The 17,180-nt window shown below is 65.9% G+C and carries 12 protein-coding genes; 7 read left to right on the top strand and 5 right to left on the bottom strand.

From position 1 onward, the window contains the following. Positions 1–832: 832 nt before the first annotated feature. The 6 genes from LMQ14_RS27925 (at position 833) to LMQ14_RS27900 (ending at position 11,694) form a co-directional block, all read left to right on the top strand. Positions 833–4,003, top strand: coding sequence for a hypothetical protein (locus LMQ14_RS27925; RefSeq protein WP_267732817.1), 3,171 nt, complete (start codon positions 833–835; stop codon positions 4,001–4,003). 29 nt (positions 4,004–4,032) lie between these two features. Further along, the gene (locus tag LMQ14_RS27920) at positions 4,033–4,353 is read left to right on the top strand and encodes a DUF2710 family protein (protein WP_267732816.1); all 321 of its coding nucleotides are present in this window, start codon (positions 4,033–4,035) and stop codon (positions 4,351–4,353) included. Between the two features lie 51 nt (positions 4,354–4,404). After that, the gene (eccB, locus tag LMQ14_RS27915) at positions 4,405–5,901 is read left to right on the top strand and encodes a type VII secretion protein EccB (RefSeq protein WP_267732815.1); all 1,497 of its coding nucleotides are present in this window, start codon (positions 4,405–4,407) and stop codon (positions 5,899–5,901) included. A 6-nt stretch (positions 5,902–5,907) separates the two neighbouring features. Beyond that, a complete protein-coding gene (eccCa, locus tag LMQ14_RS27910; RefSeq protein ID WP_267732814.1) occupies positions 5,908–9,987 on the top strand; it encodes a type VII secretion protein EccCa in 4,080 nt (1,359 codons plus the stop codon). Positions 9,988–10,170: 183 nt separating this feature from the next. Then, a complete protein-coding gene (locus LMQ14_RS27905) occupies positions 10,171–10,476 on the top strand; it encodes a PE family protein (RefSeq protein ID WP_267732813.1) in 306 nt (101 codons plus the stop codon). 6 nt (positions 10,477–10,482) lie between these two features. Beyond that, positions 10,483–11,694: a PPE domain-containing protein gene (locus LMQ14_RS27900; RefSeq protein WP_267732812.1), complete on the top strand. Its 1,212-nt coding sequence runs from the start codon at positions 10,483–10,485 to the stop codon at positions 11,692–11,694. An 18-nt stretch (positions 11,695–11,712) separates the two neighbouring features. Here the strand turns inward: LMQ14_RS27900 and LMQ14_RS27895 are convergent, their stop codons facing one another. Together LMQ14_RS27895 and LMQ14_RS27890 are read right to left on the bottom strand one after the other, a co-directional pair. After that, on the bottom strand, positions 11,713–12,486 hold the full coding sequence (locus LMQ14_RS27895; RefSeq protein WP_267732811.1) for a TIGR03084 family metal-binding protein: 774 nt from the start codon (positions 12,484–12,486) through the stop codon (positions 11,713–11,715). Positions 12,487–12,496: 10 nt separating this feature from the next. Further along, positions 12,497–13,783 (bottom strand): MFS transporter, encoded by a 1,287-nt coding sequence (locus LMQ14_RS27890; protein WP_267732810.1) that lies wholly within the window; start codon positions 13,781–13,783, stop codon positions 12,497–12,499. A gap of 143 nt (positions 13,784–13,926) precedes the next feature. On the opposite strand from LMQ14_RS27890, the gene LMQ14_RS27885 reads away from it, so the two are divergent. Beyond that, positions 13,927–14,532, top strand: a complete 606-nt coding sequence (locus tag LMQ14_RS27885; RefSeq protein ID WP_267732809.1) for a YqgE/AlgH family protein — start codon at positions 13,927–13,929, stop codon at positions 14,530–14,532. Here LMQ14_RS27885 and LMQ14_RS27880 read toward each other — a convergent pair. The 3 genes from LMQ14_RS27880 to LMQ14_RS27870 form a co-directional block, all read right to left on the bottom strand. Continuing rightward, entirely contained in the window at positions 14,529–15,542 is a 1,014-nt protein-coding gene (locus tag LMQ14_RS27880; protein ID WP_267732808.1) for a bile acid:sodium symporter family protein, read from the bottom strand. The two genes, LMQ14_RS27885 and LMQ14_RS27880, sit on opposite strands and share 4 nt — an antisense overlap. 38 nt (positions 15,543–15,580) lie before the next feature. Further along, positions 15,581–15,922, bottom strand: coding sequence for a hypothetical protein (locus tag LMQ14_RS27875; protein WP_267732807.1), 342 nt, complete (start codon positions 15,920–15,922; stop codon positions 15,581–15,583). 68 nt (positions 15,923–15,990) lie between these two features. Continuing rightward, on the bottom strand, positions 15,991–17,091 hold the full coding sequence (locus LMQ14_RS27870; protein ID WP_267732806.1) for an LpqN/LpqT family lipoprotein: 1,101 nt from the start codon (positions 17,089–17,091) through the stop codon (positions 15,991–15,993). Positions 17,092–17,180 lie beyond the last annotated feature (89 nt).

Genomic DNA, 17,180 nt, shown 5'->3' with positions numbered 1-17,180 from the left:
ACAGGTAGTCCACTACGCATGCGTCCGCGCGGTTGACTTCGTAAATTTCTCTTCGACGGCCGGACCAACCGGACGCAAACCCCTCTCAGGTGATCGAAATGCTAGTCATCCCGAAACCGGCGGTGTCACGTCATGATGCCGCTGCACCCACGCAGCCCCGTCACCGATCTACCAGCCACGCGCCGCTCGCGGAAGCCGCAAGCGTTACGAAACCTGTTGGGGCGCGGGTACAGAGCCGCAACGCAACCGAGCTGGCGACCGTCCTGATCACCGAACGCCAGGTGATGTTCGCAACCGCCGCCGCCGGTGTGGCCCCGCGGCCCGTCGAAGCCCCACGTCCTCGGCTCATGGCTTTCTGGCAACGGCTGGTGCAAAGCGTTGAGCCTCGGGCGCCTCGGAAGTACCCGTATTCGCGGCCGAGCTACCTGGAACAAGCGGCGATGTCCCGTGAGATGGAGCGACTGTGAACGAGCTCGTGATGGTCGTAGAAGGCTTGGTGCTGATAGTCATGAGCGTCGGAATCCACCACCTCTCGGCGTGGTTGGAGCGCTGGGATTACGAACGCCATTGCGAGGATTGAGCCGGTCAGCTCACCGAGCTGGCCGACGGTATCCCCTTCGAGTGCAACGTCATTGACGGCGAAGCGACAGCTGAGCGCGTTCTCGTGGTGGTTTACCGCATCTGTACTCAGCCGGCAGTCGCCAACTGCGCCCAATGAATCGAGGAGTCCGGCAACACCCTCATACCTGCTGCTGAAGCGCATCAGCAAACCAAACGGTTATCCGATAGCCGTGTTAGCCAACAATTATTTCGTCGGGCTTGGGAGGCGAGAATGTTTACATTCCTGTTGACGCGGGCAGTAACCATTGCGCTCGGAATGATCGCCACGGGCGCGGTACTCGGGTGTATTGGGGTGCGAGGCGCGTTCAGGCCGAAATGGACGCACTATACGTTCGGAGACCCCGGATCCACGATCGCCGACGTTAGAGCGGCTTTTCCGTCGGCTTTGCACAGCAACCTTTGGTGGATCGCCGCCTACGGGACGGTGCTGGCAGGTTGCGCGTTGTTCTATCGAGCTCGCGCGGGCTCCAAACTAGGCGGCCAAGCCGCCAATTTCATCCTCGCCGCGGTAGTCATCGCGGTGGCCGCCAACCTGATCGAAGCCCTTTTGGTGTCGATCATGTTGAGCCACAAGGAAACCGGTTGGCGCACCGCCGCCGCCGCCGCAGCCACCATCAAGTTCTCCGCAATCGCTGTGGGGGCAATCGGGGTATTCGCTTTTTTTGCGATCATCCTGCGTGACGCGATGGGCAAGTGCCGCCGGGTACGAAGGTGGCGCCGCACTTGGCGAGCGTCGGTACTCGAGATCCTGCGATCGTTCAGGGTATTTCGGTGGCTGGGCCTGGGTGCGGGCGACGGGTCTGCGCCGACTCCCTGGTGGGATGGAGTGCTGGCGCCTCGGTCCTGGCCGGAGCCTACGGCGGATCAGGCGGCCGTCAAAGAGGCCATTAAAGACTCCGGCCAGCCATTTAAGACCGTGATCGAAAACCAGCGGAGCTGGCAGCGAGCCTATAACGTCCCGGGGGTGACTGCGTCACTGAAACACCGAACGAAACCGCTTCGAGCACTTTGCCTTTCGGGCGGAGGCGTGCGGTCGGCCTGCGTGGCTATGGGCGCCATGCAGGTGTTCTCCAAACCGTCGATCGCCGCCGATCCCACGGCGAACTCGAATGGTGGCAGCGACAATGCGGCCACCTTATTGGACGGCCTCGACTATGTGATCTCGGTGTCGGGGGGCGGATACGCCGCCGGTGCGCGGCTGCTGGCGGTACAACGCCAACTAGTCGACCCCAACCAGAAGCGCGAAGTGCAGCTTGAGGGCGACGAACTTAAGCCAAAGCCGAACATCGCGGACATCTCGGAACGGTTCGAAGACGGGTCAGCGGAGTTTGACCATATCCGTCGGGGATCGAGCTATCTCGCCGATTCACCGCTCGGCTTGATAAGGGCCCTCGCAGAAGTGCTCAAGAATCTGGTGGCCTCGCTGGCAATTATTTTCAGCGTCCCGGTGATCGCTGGGTCGGTGGCAGGCTTGCTGCTGGCCGACGTTCCGGTCGCCGCATTCCCGCCGATCTCTGGCAAGACCGCAGCCGCCGGCTCGGACACTCCTCTGTCGGCATCACTCGTGACCCACCCCTCCGCGTACTGGGCGATCGGAGTCTTTGCGGGTTTGGCCGTAGCCTGCACCGTGTTCGTGCTGATCACCGAGTGGAGGTCGAATAGTCGGTGCAGCGAACGCCGGATGGCGCTCGCGTTGGGCTTGGCCCGCGCGAGCGCGGTGTTCGCGCTGGTGATCTTCACGCTTACGATCGCATTGCCCGCATTGATGCTGCTCTGCTCGGCGCCCAGCAGCCACACACCGTCGAGCGCGGGCGGTGCGTTCGCCGCGTTGTCCGGCGTCGTCGGGGTCAACTACGTGGCCGCCCTGGTCGCGATCATCTGGCGCGACAGGCACAAGCTGACCAAGAGCATCGGCACGCAGTCGTCCCCGCGACTGCTGAAACGTCTGTTGCCGCCGGAGGTTATCTCGCTGTTGCTGACCCTGGCTACCTTGGCCCTGCTATCGGTGGTGTGGCTGGCACTGCTGGGCAGCTTCGCGGCCGGCGCCTTCCAGTTCTGCACCCAGACCGGATGGGGCGAACGCTTCCTCAACGTGCCACCGGGGGTCTGGTGGTTAGGCGGCCTTGGGCTCGCCGCGTTGTTCCTCGGGTTTGCCGACGTCACGTCGTTGAGCCTGCATCCCTTCTATCGTCGCTGCCTGGCCCGCACTTTCGCCGTGCGCCGTGGTGCAGACAAAGCGGTGCAGTACGACGACGCCGAACCCACCTGGCTGCACTTGTATGGCAAGACGACGCGGGGCCCAAAATTTGTGTTCGCGTGCTCGGCCACGATCTCGGGCCCCGACAAGCCCGCGCCCGGCCTCAACGCGGTTTCGTTCGTAATGAGTGCGGACTACGTCGGCGGACCAGAGCTCGGGTGGTTCCACACCAAGAAGTTGTTCCAAGCGGCATCGCCTCGGATCCGCCGGGACCTGACCGTGGAGGCAGCGGTTGCCGTGAGTGGTGCGGCGTTCGCCTCGGCGATGGGACGCCAGAACAAGGGCGTCGAAAAACTGCTCGCCATTTCCGGCGCTCGCCTCGGCACCTGGTTGCCTAACCCGAACTTCGTCCGCCAACTCAGGGACTCCACTCGCCCGAACGGTTCAGGCTCCGACGCGCTCCCGCGCGTATGGCCGAAATCGCTGCCGAGCATCCGGGGTGGGGGCTACCTATATCGGGAGATCCTCGGTATCAACGACCGGGACGCGCGGCTGGTGCAAGTCACGGACGGCGGCCACTACGACAATTCGGGCCTGGTGGAGGCCCTCCGGCGCAGGTGCCGACTGATTATCGTGATCGACGGAGGGGGCGATCCTCCGCCGCTACCCGTCGGCCTCACAGACGCACTTCGTTTGGCGAGATATGAACTGGGCGTGGAGGTTGCGCTAAACCGCACGGGCCCTTATTCCGTCGAGAGCATCACCCCGGGGTCGGGAAAGCAGTTCGCCAAAGACGACGCGCTAGCCAGCCTGAACAGCCGAATAACCCGCGGGGCGGTAGTTCAGGGTGCGATCACATATCCTGCCGCGGCGGGGCTCGACGAGAGCACCGGGACCCTGATTTTCGCGAAGGCGGTACTGAGCGAACGGTGCCCGTTCTGGCTGCTGACGTATGCGGCATCCACCGCGATTTTTCCGCACGATCCCACCTCCGACCAGTGGTTCAGCGAAGCGCAATTCGCCGCCTACACGTCGCTGGGCCGCGTCATCGCCGAGGAGGCAGTCGGGTGCCTGAGACTTCTCAAGCCGCTCGATAACCTCAACGGTCGACGCCCCGCGGGTAACGGGTTGCCCCCCACTCCCCCAATCTCACCAGCCCAAGTCAGCAGTAAAACTCTGAATTGACGCTGGTTGGAGGGCTCGATGATACTGACATGGTGGCGGGGTCGGGCGGTCGCACGAATCTGAGCGACAAGGATCTCGTCGAAGCGGTTCTACGTGAACTGAGCGAGGCAGCCGACAAGTGGGAAGCCCTTGTCGCGCAAGCCGAGACGGTCACGTACAGCGTGGACTTGGGGGATATTCGCGCCGTGACGAATTCCGACGGCAGGTTGGTCGAGTTGTCGCTGCATCCCGACGTGATGACCGGCTATGCCCACGCGGAGTTGGCGGACAGGTTGAATTTGGCGATCGCGGCGCTGCGCGAAGAGGCCGAAGCCGAGAATCGGGCCAGGTACGGCAGCGAGCTGCATTGATGTCGGTGTCGATGCGGCACCCCTGCATCGACCGCCTGAAGGAGAATGACCGTGCCACTTAATCTGTCCAACCGGGACCAGAATTCGGGGCACCTGTTCTATAACCGGCGGCTGCGCGCCGCGATCACCAGGTTCTCGGTCCGGATGAAGCACGACGACCGCAAACAGCAAGCGGCCGTGGCGCTGTCGATCGTGCTCGTTCTGATCGGCGTCGGCTGGATGGCGCTACTTCATGTCATGAAGCCCTCCGGCTTGGTCGGCCAAGCGTCGATCATCGGCGATCGTGACACCGGCGCGGTCTACGCGAAGATCAACGGCCGGCTCTATCCCGCGCTCAACTTGACCTCGGCACGGTTGGCGGTCGGCAATGCCGGCGCTCCGACTTGGGTTCGAGCCGGCGAGATCGCGAAGTACCCGACCGGCCCGCTCATCGGCATACCTGGTGCGCCGGACAGCTTGCCGATCACGTCGAGCGCCGAATCGGCCTGGTCGGTCTGCGACGCCGCTGCCGCTCGCGGCAGTGGGACGGCGCCGGTGGTGACCGCCATCGCCGGTCAGCTCTCCCCCTTCGGGCGATCGGAGCCGATGCGCCCGAAGCAGGCCATCCTGGCAACCCACAAGGGCGCGACGTATGTGATCTGGCATGGGCAGCGCTCGCGCATTGATCCGGCGGACCGGTCGGTGACGTTCAACCTGGGTCTCGATCCCGGTGTGACGTACCCGATCGAAATCTCCAATGCGGTGTTCGACGCGATGCCGTCAACGGAACCTATTGTCTTGCCGGTGATTCCGGGACGGGGCACGCCATCGCGGTGGCTGCCCGGTTCGATCGTCGGCAGGGTGCTGGAAACCCGTGATGCGAATGGCGCCGTCAACGGCTTCTATGTGCTGCTGCCCGACGGTGTGCAGAAAATCACCAGCTTCGTCGCCGACCTGTTGCGGACCGCGGATTCGGAGGGCTCGACGACGCCTACCCTGGTCGCGCCCGACAAGCTGATTCAGATCCCGGTGGTCGACGTGCTCGATGTCGACTACTACCCGTCGGAGAAGCTGGAATTCGTTGACACGTCGGCCAACCCGGCGACATGCGTGGGCTGGGAGAAACAATCGGGCGATCCACAGGCCAGGATCACAGTCTTCACCGGTCGGGGGTTGCCGGTTTCGGCCGGTATGGATTCCCGGGTGGTGCGCCTGGTTCGCGACGACCGCGACCCTAATTCCGCTGAGGCACAACAAACGTTGATCCTGCCAGGTGCGGCGAACTTCGTGACGACAACCAGCGGCGTCGCGACCGCCGACAGTCGGGAAAGTTTGTATTGGATTTCACCGCAGGGTGTTCGATACGGAGTTCAATCCGATCACGCCACCTTGCAGGCGTTGGGGCTGGACCCGCGGCTGGCCGTGCAAGCGCCCTGGCCGATCGTGCGCACCTTCGCGCCCGGGCCCGCGATTGGTCGCGACGCTGCGCTGGTGGCGCGCGACGCAGTCTCCGGAGGCGGTGCCGTGGCGCCGATTCCCGATCTCAACGACCAGGCAGGCGGGGGTTAAGTAGCAATGTCCAAACGAGGTTTCGTCCGCGGCAGCCGCAAGCCCGCGCCGAACGTTCCGCCGGTGCGCATCGCGGTCGCCGCACCGTTGGCGTTGCCCGAGCGGGAACCCCGCAACATCCTGCTGATGATCGCGATTCCCGCGTTGCTCGTCGGAATCATCGGCACGCTGGTGGTGATGTACGCGTCGGGGATTCGATCCCTGCAGTCGGGCTTCTTCCCGATGATCGGTCTGGTCGGGTTCGGGACGCTGATGTTCAGTGGGCGGTTGGGGCGTGGGCGCCGGATCAGTTGGGGGGAGCAAGAAAAGCAGCGCCGCAGTTATCTGCGTCAGCTCGACGAGGACCGCGACGAAGTGCAACGCGCAGCCCAGAATCAGCGCCGCAGCCAGCTCTTCGTGCACGGCGATCCGCAGCAGCTGGATACCGTGATCGGTGGGCCGCGGATGTGGGAACGACGCCCCGCGGACCCCGACTTTCTTGACGTCCGCCTGGGGATCGGGATCCAGCAAGCCAGCGAATCCGCGGTGTCGCTGCAGTGGCCCGACGTTCCGATCGGTGAAGAGCTCGAGCCCGTAACCGGCGGTGCGCTAAGGGATTTCATCCTCGAGCAGAGCAAGATTCGCGGAATCGGCAAGGTACTCAGCCTGCGGTCGAAGCCCGGCTTCAGCTTTATCGGCGACGATCCGGGCGAACTGCACAGCCTGGCCCGTTCGATCCTGTGCTCGCTGGCCGTCTACCACAGCTCCAGCGATCTCAAAGTCATGGTGGTCACCCGCCACCCCGAGTTGTGGTCGTGGCTGGTGTGGCTGCCGCACAATCAACACGACGAGATGTTCGACGCGTGTGGGCTGCGCCGGTTGATCTTCACCTCCCCCACCGAGCTGGAAGAGGCGCTCGACGCCGAGCTGCACCGCAAGGGTCGCGGACCATGGACACCGCCGGTCGGCATGAGCCCGACGTCCATGCCATCGCCGATGGAGTCCAGCAGCGGCCTGGCGTTGGGACCGCACTGGGTGATCGTCGACGACAACGTCGGCACCCCGGAGCAATGGGAAGGCGTGACCGGACAGAAAGGCATGGCCGGCATCACGGTGGTGCGGCTGGCCACCCGGGCCGGGCTGGGGGTCGGATTCACCGACGACAGTGAGCGTTTCGCGCTGCGCGAAGGCCGACTGACCCACCGCGGCACGTTCTATGCCGTGGCGGACATGCTCGCTGAAAGCACCGCCAGCCGGTACGCGCGAGCGCTTGCCCGTTGGTCCCCGATGAGTGCCGGGGATCTGTCGGAGACCGACAGCCAAGGCGGTGAATTGCTGCGCGCGCTAGGCATCAGCGATCCCCGGGAACTGGATGTCGACAGGCTCTGGGGCGAAAGCCGCGGTCGCGGCGACCACAAATGGGCGATGATGCCCGTGGGTGTCAAGCAGGCCGGCGAGCTGCAGCAGATTATCTTGCGCGCCAAAGACTTTGGTGGTTTCGGGTTCCATTCGGTGGTGATCGGGACCTCTGGTTCCGGCAAGTCGGAATACTTCCTGTCGCTATGCACGGGGATTGCGTTGACGCACTCCCCCGAGACGTTCATCGTGATCTTCGTCGACATGAAATTCGAATCCGCGGCCCAGGACCTGCAGGGATTCCCCCACGTCGCGGGTTCGCTGTCCAACCTGGGTAAGGACGATCGGCATTTAGCCGAACGGATGCGCAAGGCCGTCAACGGTGAGATCGCCCGGCGGTACCGGCTTTTCAACCAAGCCGGGGCGCGCGACGCGAACGAGTACGAAGAAATGCGGCTCGCCGGGCGGGACCTGGAACCCGTCCCGATCCTGCTGGTGATCATCGACGAATACCTCGAACTGTTCATCCATCATCCGGAGTGGATCGATCTGGTCATCCACATCGGGCAAGAGGGCCGCGGCTGTAACGTCTTCTTCACGCTCGGCGGTCAGCGGCTGGACCTGTCGTCGCTCAGCAAGGTCAAGAGCAACATCGCTTTTCGGGTGGCCCTGCGCGCCGAGACCGCGGAGGACTCGCGCGATGTGATCGGCAGTGACGCGGCACTGCATCTGCCGTCGAAGGAGAACGGTTACGCACTGCTCAAGGTGGGGCCACGCGACCTGGAGCAGTTCCGCTGCTTCTACGTCTCCGCTCCGTTCGTGGTGCCCAAACGGGTGGTCAGCGTGAATAAGACGGTGGCCATGAGCTTTTCGCAGCCGCGAGCATTCACCTGGGCGTACCAACCGCTGAGCGAAGCAGACAGCGAAGCATTGGCGGTCGCCGACGAGCCCGAGGAACCCGACGAGTTTCTGTTCCACGCCGACGGGTTCCGGAAGAAGAAGCTGGTCGACGTGATCCGCGAGTCGCTGATGTCGCACAGCGCGCGTCCACCCCACCAAATATGGCTGCCACCTTTGGAAGTCAGCGAGCCGATGGATGTGCTGGTGGCGAGCTGGCGGCGCAAGCCGTGGTATGTCGACTACGGCGACAACCCAGGCTTGGTGTTCCCGGTGGGCGTCGTCGACATCCCCGAGGACCACGCTCAGCGCGTGCACGCCATCGACGCCGAGATGGACAACATCATGGTGGTGGCGACCGCTCAGCGCGGCAAATCAACGACACTGATGGCCTTGATCACCTCTGCCGCATTGATGTACCGGCCCGAGCGAGTCACGTTCTTCTGCATCGGGGCTTCGCTCTACCCCGTCGAAGATCTGCCACACGTCGCATCAGTCGTCAGCCAAACAGACAAGGAAGGCGTCTCGCGGACCGTGGCGTCGATCGAGGGATTGATCTTGGCCCGTGAGGCGGCGTTCAAGCAGTTCCAAATCGACATCTCCGAATTCCGGGAACGGCGGTTCGGGACCGAGCGGGAAGGCGGCACCGATCCCGCCGACAAGTTCGGCGACGTCTTCCTCGTTGTCGACAACTTCAGCGACCTGTACGACAAGGATTCCGCGATGGGAGACCGCTTGGTTTCCCTCGCCCGCCAGGGGCTGTCCTATGGGGTCCACGTTGCGACCACCGCCACGGCGTGGCTGGTGGGGCAGAAGCAGGCGCTGGTCAACGTGTCGAATGCGCGCATCCAGCTGCGGCTGAGCAATCCGGACGAAACCCAGATGGGCGAGGGCCTCGAGCGGCGAAAGGCCGCCCGCAACACACTGGACCGGCCTGGGTTCGGTGTCACCCGAGAAGGCCACGAGGTGCTGATCGGGGTACCGGAGATCACGTCGGCCACCGGCGAACGGATACCGACGCGCCAACTCGGGGGGGTCATTGCCGAGGTGACCGGCGTCGGCAGGCTGGAGAAGTTGGCGCGACTGCCCGAACAGATTCAGCTCGCCCAGATCATCGCCGCCTTCGCGGAGACCGACGTGGCGGCGGACCCGTTCAACATCCCCTTCGCCATCGGCGAAAGTGCTTTGCAGCCAACATATTTACCGACTCGAACGGTGCCCAGCATGCTGGTGCTGGGCCGGCAGTCGTGCGGTAAGACGACGACCCTGGCCGCCTTCGGACAGGCGGTCATGAGCCGGTTCGGTCCCGAGCAGGCGCAGATCACCATCATCGATCCCAAGACGTCGCTGATCGGCAAGATTCGTGGACCGCACGTTCGCGCGTACGCCTACACCGCCGACGATATCGACACCGTGATCGAGGAACTGGCGGCGATGATGCGCGACCGTCTCCCTCCCTCGGGCCTGAGTCAGGAAGAGTTGCTGAGCCGCAGCACCTGGGCGGGCCCGCACCATTTCCTGCTGATCGACGACGAACAGGAACTGCGTCCACACGGTGCGATCGGCAAGGCCGCCGCGAGCGCTCCGCTGTGGGGGCTGATCGAGCGCAGCCGAGAGATAGGCCTGCACGTGATTGCCTCGCGCCTGCCCGGAAACTGGGCGGGGGTCTCCATCACGAATCCATTCCTGCAGAAGATGACGAGTTCGCGGGCGCCCACCTTATTCATGGACAACGACCCGGCGACGGTCAAAGTGTTCGCCAGGGTCAGCGCCCAGCAACTGCCGCCCGGGCGGGGCTTGCTCGTCACGACCGATGGCGCGATCGAAGGTGTGCTGGTAGGAGCCCCGGAATAGGCAGGTCCGCGGCGGCCGGGTGGCGAGGCAAAAAGGTGAATCGACAGCCGCCAGCGGCCACCATAGAATCAGGCCATTCCGCGATATTTCGCCGGACACAACTTGCCTGGTGGGGAGCCAGCCAAAAGGGGGTATACCCCCACGGATGAAACCGGGCATCTAGAAAAATACGGAGGGGTCAAAATGAGCGGTCTGTTTGACATGGTGCCAGGCGCCGTTGACTTGTCGGCGGCGACAGAAGGCGCGATCAGCGAGCAGATGGCGGCTACCACCGCGGCCGGCGCGGCAGCGCTGACCGGCGTGCTGCCGATGGCGCCGGACGCCGATTCCATCGAGTTCGCCGCCGCGCTGAACGCAGCCGGTGCGGCCTATTTGGCGACCGCGGCCGAGCACGCCGGGCAGCGGTCCGGTTTCTCGGGTGCACAGGGTCTCGCGTCTGCCACTGGCGTCATGACAGACGCACTGAACGCGGCCGCGAGCGCGATCTAACCGAACATGGCCGATCCCAGGTGGACAGGTCCTCCCGAGATCGTCGCCCAGATCTTCGAGGCGGGCAATCCGGCATCCGTGCTTGCCAATAACGCGGTGTGGGTCACCGAGACCACGAATCACGAAGTGTCGGCGGGCATTTCAACAGTCAACTCCCTGGCGACGGCGGCGCAGTGGCAGGGCGTCGGTGCGATCGCTTCGATGATCACCTCGCTCGGCCTCAATGCCGGATTGCAAACACTGGTGGGCTGGACCGCCGAGAAGATCGGCGTGACGACGGCGGCGGTCGAGGCCTTCATGCTGGCGAGATCGTCGGTCGTCCCGTCGTTGATGTCGCTGACCAATCGGCTCGAGTGGGACGTGCTGTTCCACACCAATTTCTTCGGCCAGAACACGATGGCCATGGGCGAGCGAGACGGCGAGTACTACGGCCACCACTGGCCGACCAATTCGACCATTGGCTGGGCCTACTCCGGTGCGTTGGCCGCGCTTACTGCTGCGCTGGCCGTTCCCCCGCCGATGGCACCGATGGGGGCCTCACCGGCTGGGCCGGCGGCGGCCGCCTCGGCCGTGGCACAGGCGGCCGGGCAGGCCGGAATGAACGGCGCGACGCAGGTCGGTAGCCAGGCGACCCAGGGTGCGGGGCAGGCAGCCGCGGCACCCGCCGAGGGCGGCAGCCAGCTCAGTTCCCTCATGCAGCAGCCGCTGCAAATGATCTCCGGCCTGACCGAACCGCTGCAGCAGGTCATCAAGGCCCCGATGGATGCCTTCCAAGGCATGGCCAGCATGCCGCAGGGGCTGCTGCAGTCGATGACGAGCGCGTTTTCCTCGGCCGGTGGCGGCAATGCCGGCGCGGCCGGCGCCGCCGTCGAGCCCGCCATGCTGGCCGGCGCAACTAGTCCCCTGGGCGGCGCAGCTGGCGGCGGAGGCGTGGGCGGCGGTGGTGGCTTCCCGGGCGCCGGCCTGACCAGCTACACCCGTCCCACCAGCAGCTTCGAGCCGGAGACCGGCGGGCGGCCGACCAGCTTGCGCGCCGGCATGCTCAACGCCGCCGAAGTGCGCGGCCCCACCTCTCCGACCAGCTCCGGGATGGGCGGCTCGCCGATGCCGATGTCGCCGGCCGGCATGCTGGGGCAGGGCAAGGAAGGCCAAGCCGACAAGGACGTCGCCCGCGCTCGCGTGGTTGTCGGGGCCGGCGAGCCGACCGACGAGACCTAGCGGCGGCTCCCCTATCGCTTATCGACCGGGCCCGGGCGGGCCCGCGAACGCTTGCGCGATCTCCAGCCAACGCTGCGCGTCGGGACCGTGCGCGTTCACGTCGAGGGCGCTCAGCGGGCGGCGCTGCGTAACCAAGAAGCAGAAGTCCTCGGCGGCCCCGGTAACCCGTTGGGCCGCGTCCGCCGGACCCCAGGACCAGGTATCGCCGCCGGGTGCGCGCAGCTCAACCAGAAACGGCTCGGACGGCGGAGCCAACTCGTTGACCGCGAACGCGTAATCGCGAGTGCGCACCCCCAGATGGGCGATCGAGTGCAGTCGGTCGGTGGGCGCCCGCTTGACGCCGACGGCGTCGGCGACGTCCAGCCCGTGCGCCCAGGTCTCCATCAACCGCGCGGTAGCCATCGACGCCGGGCTCATCGGTGGCCCGAACCACGGCAGTTTGCGACGCTCGTCCGCCGTGAGCAGCGCGTCGTGCAACCGTTCCCGGGTGGCGCGCCAATCGCGCAGCAGGTCGGTCGGTGGTGTGGTCGCCAGCTCCTCGGCACCCGCGTCGACGAAGCCGATGGGGTCCTGCATCGCGCCGGACAGCACCTCGGCGAACCCCGCCTCGTCGGTGACCGAGAGCAGCGCGACGCGATCGGTCCACAACAGGTGCGCGATCTGGTGTGCGACGGTCCAGCCCGGCGACGGCGTCGGGTCGGCCCAGCGCGCGACCGCCAGCGGCGCCACCAGCGCGTCGAGGTCGTCGCTTTCGGCGCGCAGGTCGGCCACCATCGGCCCGGGATCCGCCATCTTGACCTCCCTAGCGACTGGTCGCCGGCTGGCCGCGCCGGCCGACGACACCGTGGACGGCAAGCCCGGCCAGGTAGATCCCCGACCCGAACAGCACGAACGTCGGCGCGTGCCCGTCGGCGGGGATCAACACCGCGGCGACCGTGATCGAGACGATGAACGAGACCCAGAACAGCGCATCCTGCACCGCGAACACGTGGCCGCGCAGCGCGTCGTCAACGTCCATCTGCATCGCCGAGTCGGCGCACAACTTGATCATCTGGCCGGTCACGCCCAGGAAGAAGCTGCACCCCACCATGATCGGCAGCGTCAGCCCCACCCCCGCCAGCTCGATCAGCGCGGCCGCGGCCAACGCACCGTTCGCCGCGGCGTAGCGGCCCCAACGGCGCACCGCGGGTGGCGTCAGCAGGGTGGCCAGGAAGGACCCGAGCCCCGACGCGGCAAAGAACACCAGCGCAATCCCCAGGCCGCCGAATGCGGGGTTCTTCGTGTGATGCGCCAGCAACAGGATCACCAGCGAATTGATGCCCACCACCATCCGGTGCGACGCCAACCCGGACAGCGCGGCGGCGACCGTCGGCGTGGTCACCACGGTTCGCGCACCGTGCAGCCACCCGGTGATCACCGCATAGACCGCCGATCCGTGGATCGCCCGCTTGGTGTCGTCCGGCCCGAGCACCCGGGGTCCAAACCGCAGCGACAACAGCAACGCCACCAACACCGGAATCACGGCCATCAAGATGATGACGGACGCGCCCCGATCGCTGCCGCCCACGAAATAGCGGGGTACGAGCATGAAGTTGGCGCCGAAGAAGGCCGCGATGGCGCCCGAGGCGGTGGCGACCGAGTTCATCGTCACCACCTGTTCGCGCGGCACCACGTGTGGCAGTGACGCCGACAGTCCCGAGGCCACGAATCGGGAGAAGCCGTTGAAGAACAACGCCCCCAGCAGCAACGGCATCTCGCCGGCGCGCACCGCCAGAATCGTGCCGATCACCAAGATCAGGACCAGGCGGCACAGGTTGGCGCCCACCAGCACCCAGCGTCGGTCCCAGCGGTCCATCAGTGCCCCGGCGAAGGGTCCGAGCAACGAGTAGGGCAAGAACAGCACCGCGAATGCGAACGCGATCGACAACGGGTCGGCCGCCCGGTCCGGATTGAACAGCAGCGCGCCGGCCACCGTCGCCTGGAAGAGCCCATCCCCGAATTGACTCGCCATGCGCAGCGCAATCACCCGCCGGAGATCCGGCATTGCGCGCACCGACTGCCAGAGTTCGACGGGTGCGCGCGAGGGCATCCGGGTTTGAAACACAGAACCGACTTCCACGATTAGGCTGGACAAAGATCGTCGCACTCGACGTCGCTGTACTAACAGTACAAATATTTGCGGGCGGCGTTTGTTTGTGCCGAGCGATGGTACGGGAATGCGATGATGGACTGATGCCGCACCCCGAGGATCCGGAAGACTTCATCGCACCCGCTGCTCAGCGGGTGCGTGCGGGTACTTTGCTGCTGGCCAATACCGACCTTCTCGAACCGACCTTTCGGCGCAGCGTTATTTACATCGTCGAGCACAACGATGGCGGCACACTGGGCGTGGTACTCAACCGGTCCAGCGAGACCGCGGTCTACAACGTATTGCCGCAGTGGGCCAAACTCGCCGCCAAGCCGAAGACGATGTTCATCGGTGGGCCGGTGAAGCGCGATGCTGCCCTGTGCCTGGCGGCATTGCGGATCGGCGCCGACCCGCAGGGTGTGCCGGGTTTGCGGCATGTCTCGGGGCGGATCGTGATGGTTGACCTCGACGCCGAGCCCGATCTGATTGCACCGTTGATCGAAGGTGTCCGGATCTACGCGGGGTACTCGGGCTGGACCATCGGTCAGCTCGAAGGTGAGATCGAGCGCGATGACTGGATTGTGTTGTCCGCGTTGCCATCTGACGTTCTCGTTGGGGCGAAGGAAGACCTGTGGGGCCAGGTCCTGCGCCGGCAGCCGCTGCCGCTGTCGCTGCTGGCGACCCACCCGATCGACGTCAGCCGAAACTAGGTCTCCTCCCCCACCTCCGACGGCGCGGGCGGCTGCGACATTTCGTCAGCTTCACGCGCGAGCCTGCTGGCAATCACCGCGCACACCACCAGCTGGATCTGGTGGAAGATCATCAGCGGCAACATCGTCAGGCCGACGATGTTGTTGGGGAAAAACACCAGCGCCATCGGCAGCCCGGACGCCAGGCTCTTCTTCGAACCGCAGAACAGCAGCACGATCGCATCGCCGCGGTCCAGCCGCGCCAGCCGGCCGGTCAGCGTCGTGGCGACCAGGACGATGGCCAGCAACGCCGTCGCGACCAGGGCAACCAGGATCAATCGCCACAGGTCGACGCTCACCCAGATGCCCTCCACCACGCCCATCGAGAACGCCGCGTACACGACCAGCAGGATGGACCCTCGATCGACGATCTTCAGCACCGCCGCATAGCGTCTGACGAACCCCGCGATCCAGGGCCGCGCCAGCTGGCCGGCGCCGAACGGCAGCAAGAGCTGCACCACGATGTCGCGGATCGAATGGGCGTCCACATGGACCGCGCCGCTGGTGTTCATCAGCAGCACCACCAGCAGCGGGGTCAGCACGATGCCGAGGATGTTGGACAGCGACGCGCTGACGATGGCGGCGGAAACATGGCCCCGCGCAATCGAAGTGAACGCGATCGACGACTGCACGGTCGACGGGACCAGGCATAGAAACAGCACGCCGTTGTAGAGGTCGGTCGTCAGCACCGAGGGCACCAACGCCCGAGCGGCCAGCCCCAGCAGCGGGAACAGCACGAAGGTCGTGGACAGGACGAGCAGGTGCAACTTCCACTGCCGGACGCCGTGCCAGGCCTGCTGTGGCGATAAGCGAGCGCCGTATAGGAAGAACAGCAGCGCGATCGCGGACTCAGCGGCGACCGATGCGGCGTAAGCGGCGTCGCCGCGGGCGGGGAAGAGGGAGGCAACCGCGACGGTCGTCGCCAGGGCCAGCAGAAACGGATCGACGATCGTCGACAAGCGCCTCAGCATGGTGGCCTATCGCACGACGTCGCGGCGGTGGGATTTTGTCAGTGGCAGGACTGCGTACAGACGCTGCACTCGCCGGCGCAACTGGGTGCCGCCGCTTCTTGGCGCAGCGCGAAGCGTGCGCTCTGCCACGAGCCGGCGGCCAACGTGCCGAGCGCGCCGGCCACGCAGACGATCAGCACCACGAACGCCGTGTGCGCGGACGCGGCCAGTGCCACCACACCGCCGGCGGTCAGCATCACCGCGGCTGCCAACTGCGTCGGCGCCATGGCGCGCAGCGCCAGCTGGGTGCCGTCGACGGCGTGGTTGTGAGACAGCGACCACGTTCCGAACCCGGCGGACGCCACCGCCGCACACACGCACACCACCCCAGCGATCAGCATGGCCTCACAATACGAGGCCGATCACGGATCCGCGCGCCGGGCTCCACAGCCCTTGTGTCGGCGCAGAATTAGCGCCCGAGGTTACTGAAGTTCGGCAGCGGCGGCAGTCCCGGCACCAGGGTAAATATGTTGGGCGTGGGCTGCGGGGAGGGCAGCTGGTTGGGCACGCCCATCTGCGCCGGAAGCGCGGCCGGCGCCTGCGCGGGGAGCACGGCGGGAGACTGCGCGGGGACCGGAGCGGGTGCGACGACGGGCGTCTGGGCCGGGACCCCGGCGGGTGCCTGGGCGGGAACCGCGGCGGGTGCCGGGGCGGCGGCTCCGGGCACGGCCACCCGGAACCCGTTGATGATGGCGTCGGTGGCGGGTGCGTCTCCGATCGCGACTGCCCGGTCGGTGGTCACCGAGAGCGACACCAGGTACGTGTCGTGGCCCGACGTGGCGAGGATGTGACGGCGCGAGGTGTTCAGCGTCATGTCGCCCTCGCGGTAGGTGCCCTCGATGACAGACGACGGGAAGCCGTCGAAGTCAGCCATCGAGGCGTTCGTGGACTGCCAGGCCAGCAGTTTCTGGCTGTCGACGTAGCCGTGCGAGATGGCTTCCTTGGGATCGAAGGTTCCGACCAGCTTATAGACCACGACCTGCGCGTTTGATGTGTAGACGCTGCTGCCTTGCCGGTCGGCGATCACCGCGAACGCGTCGGGCACATTGGGGTCGGGCACCTGGGTCCAGCGCGGGGGCACCGGCAGCGTGATGTCGAGCGCCTTGAATGCCTGCGGCTTCTGCGGCTCCAGCTTGACGCCCTTGGATTGGAAGTAGTCGCGCAGCGTTCCGGAGGCCGCCGGGATCACGGTCGGCTGCGCCGGCGCGATCGCGGCGGCGTTGGGCGTCGCAGCCGGAGCGGCAACGCTGTTAGGCGCCGCGGGCGCGGCGGCGAGGCTCGGCGGTGCGAACGGATTCGCCGCCGGCGGGGTGGGGACGAACCGGTTGCTGTTGGCCGTACCCGGAGCCGCGGGGATGTACTGCTGCGCCGGCACCGGAACAATCGGACCCGGTGGCACGGGAACCAGCGGATCGGCCGAAGCCGTAGCACCCGAAAATAGGGCGAACCCGATCACACTGGCGGCGAAACCGCCGGCGATTACGCGCCCGGGGGCGGCGATCTGAGTCATCTCTGTCGGTCCTTCCGAATGGCTGGTCCGCCAGCATCCGTGGGTATAGAGGCTGACTGTAACCAGAGGTCAAACGTGCTGGACAGGGC

The organism is Mycobacterium sp. Aquia_213 (assembly GCF_026625985.1).
Taxonomy (GTDB): domain Bacteria; phylum Actinomycetota; class Actinomycetes; order Mycobacteriales; family Mycobacteriaceae; genus Mycobacterium.
This window is presented reverse-complemented; position numbering and strand designations above follow the sequence as displayed.

What these genes read in the sequence shown, in the direction of transcription:
- LMQ14_RS27925 (WP_267732817.1), top strand. Translation starts at nt 833, where the DNA reads ATGTTTACATTCCTGTTGACGCGGGCAGTAACCATTGCGCTCGGAATG.
- LMQ14_RS27920 (WP_267732816.1), top strand. Translation starts at nt 4,033, where the DNA reads ATGGTGGCGGGGTCGGGCGGTCGCACGAATCTGAGCGACAAGGATCTC.
- eccCa (WP_267732814.1), top strand. Translation starts at nt 5,908, where the DNA reads ATGTCCAAACGAGGTTTCGTCCGCGGCAGCCGCAAGCCCGCGCCGAAC.
- LMQ14_RS27905 (WP_267732813.1), top strand. Translation starts at nt 10,171, where the DNA reads ATGAGCGGTCTGTTTGACATGGTGCCAGGCGCCGTTGACTTGTCGGCG.
- LMQ14_RS27900 (WP_267732812.1), top strand. Translation starts at nt 10,483, where the DNA reads ATGGCCGATCCCAGGTGGACAGGTCCTCCCGAGATCGTCGCCCAGATC.
- LMQ14_RS27895 (WP_267732811.1), bottom strand. Translation starts at nt 12,486, where the DNA reads ATGGCGGATCCCGGGCCGATGGTGGCCGACCTGCGCGCCGAAAGCGAC.
- LMQ14_RS27890 (WP_267732810.1), bottom strand. Translation starts at nt 13,783, where the DNA reads ATGCCCTCGCGCGCACCCGTCGAACTCTGGCAGTCGGTGCGCGCAATG.
- LMQ14_RS27885 (WP_267732809.1), top strand. Translation starts at nt 13,927, where the DNA reads ATGCCGCACCCCGAGGATCCGGAAGACTTCATCGCACCCGCTGCTCAG.
- LMQ14_RS27880 (WP_267732808.1), bottom strand. Translation starts at nt 15,542, where the DNA reads ATGCTGAGGCGCTTGTCGACGATCGTCGATCCGTTTCTGCTGGCCCTG.
- LMQ14_RS27875 (WP_267732807.1), bottom strand. Translation starts at nt 15,922, where the DNA reads ATGCTGATCGCTGGGGTGGTGTGCGTGTGTGCGGCGGTGGCGTCCGCC.
- LMQ14_RS27870 (WP_267732806.1), bottom strand. Translation starts at nt 17,091, where the DNA reads ATGACTCAGATCGCCGCCCCCGGGCGCGTAATCGCCGGCGGTTTCGCC.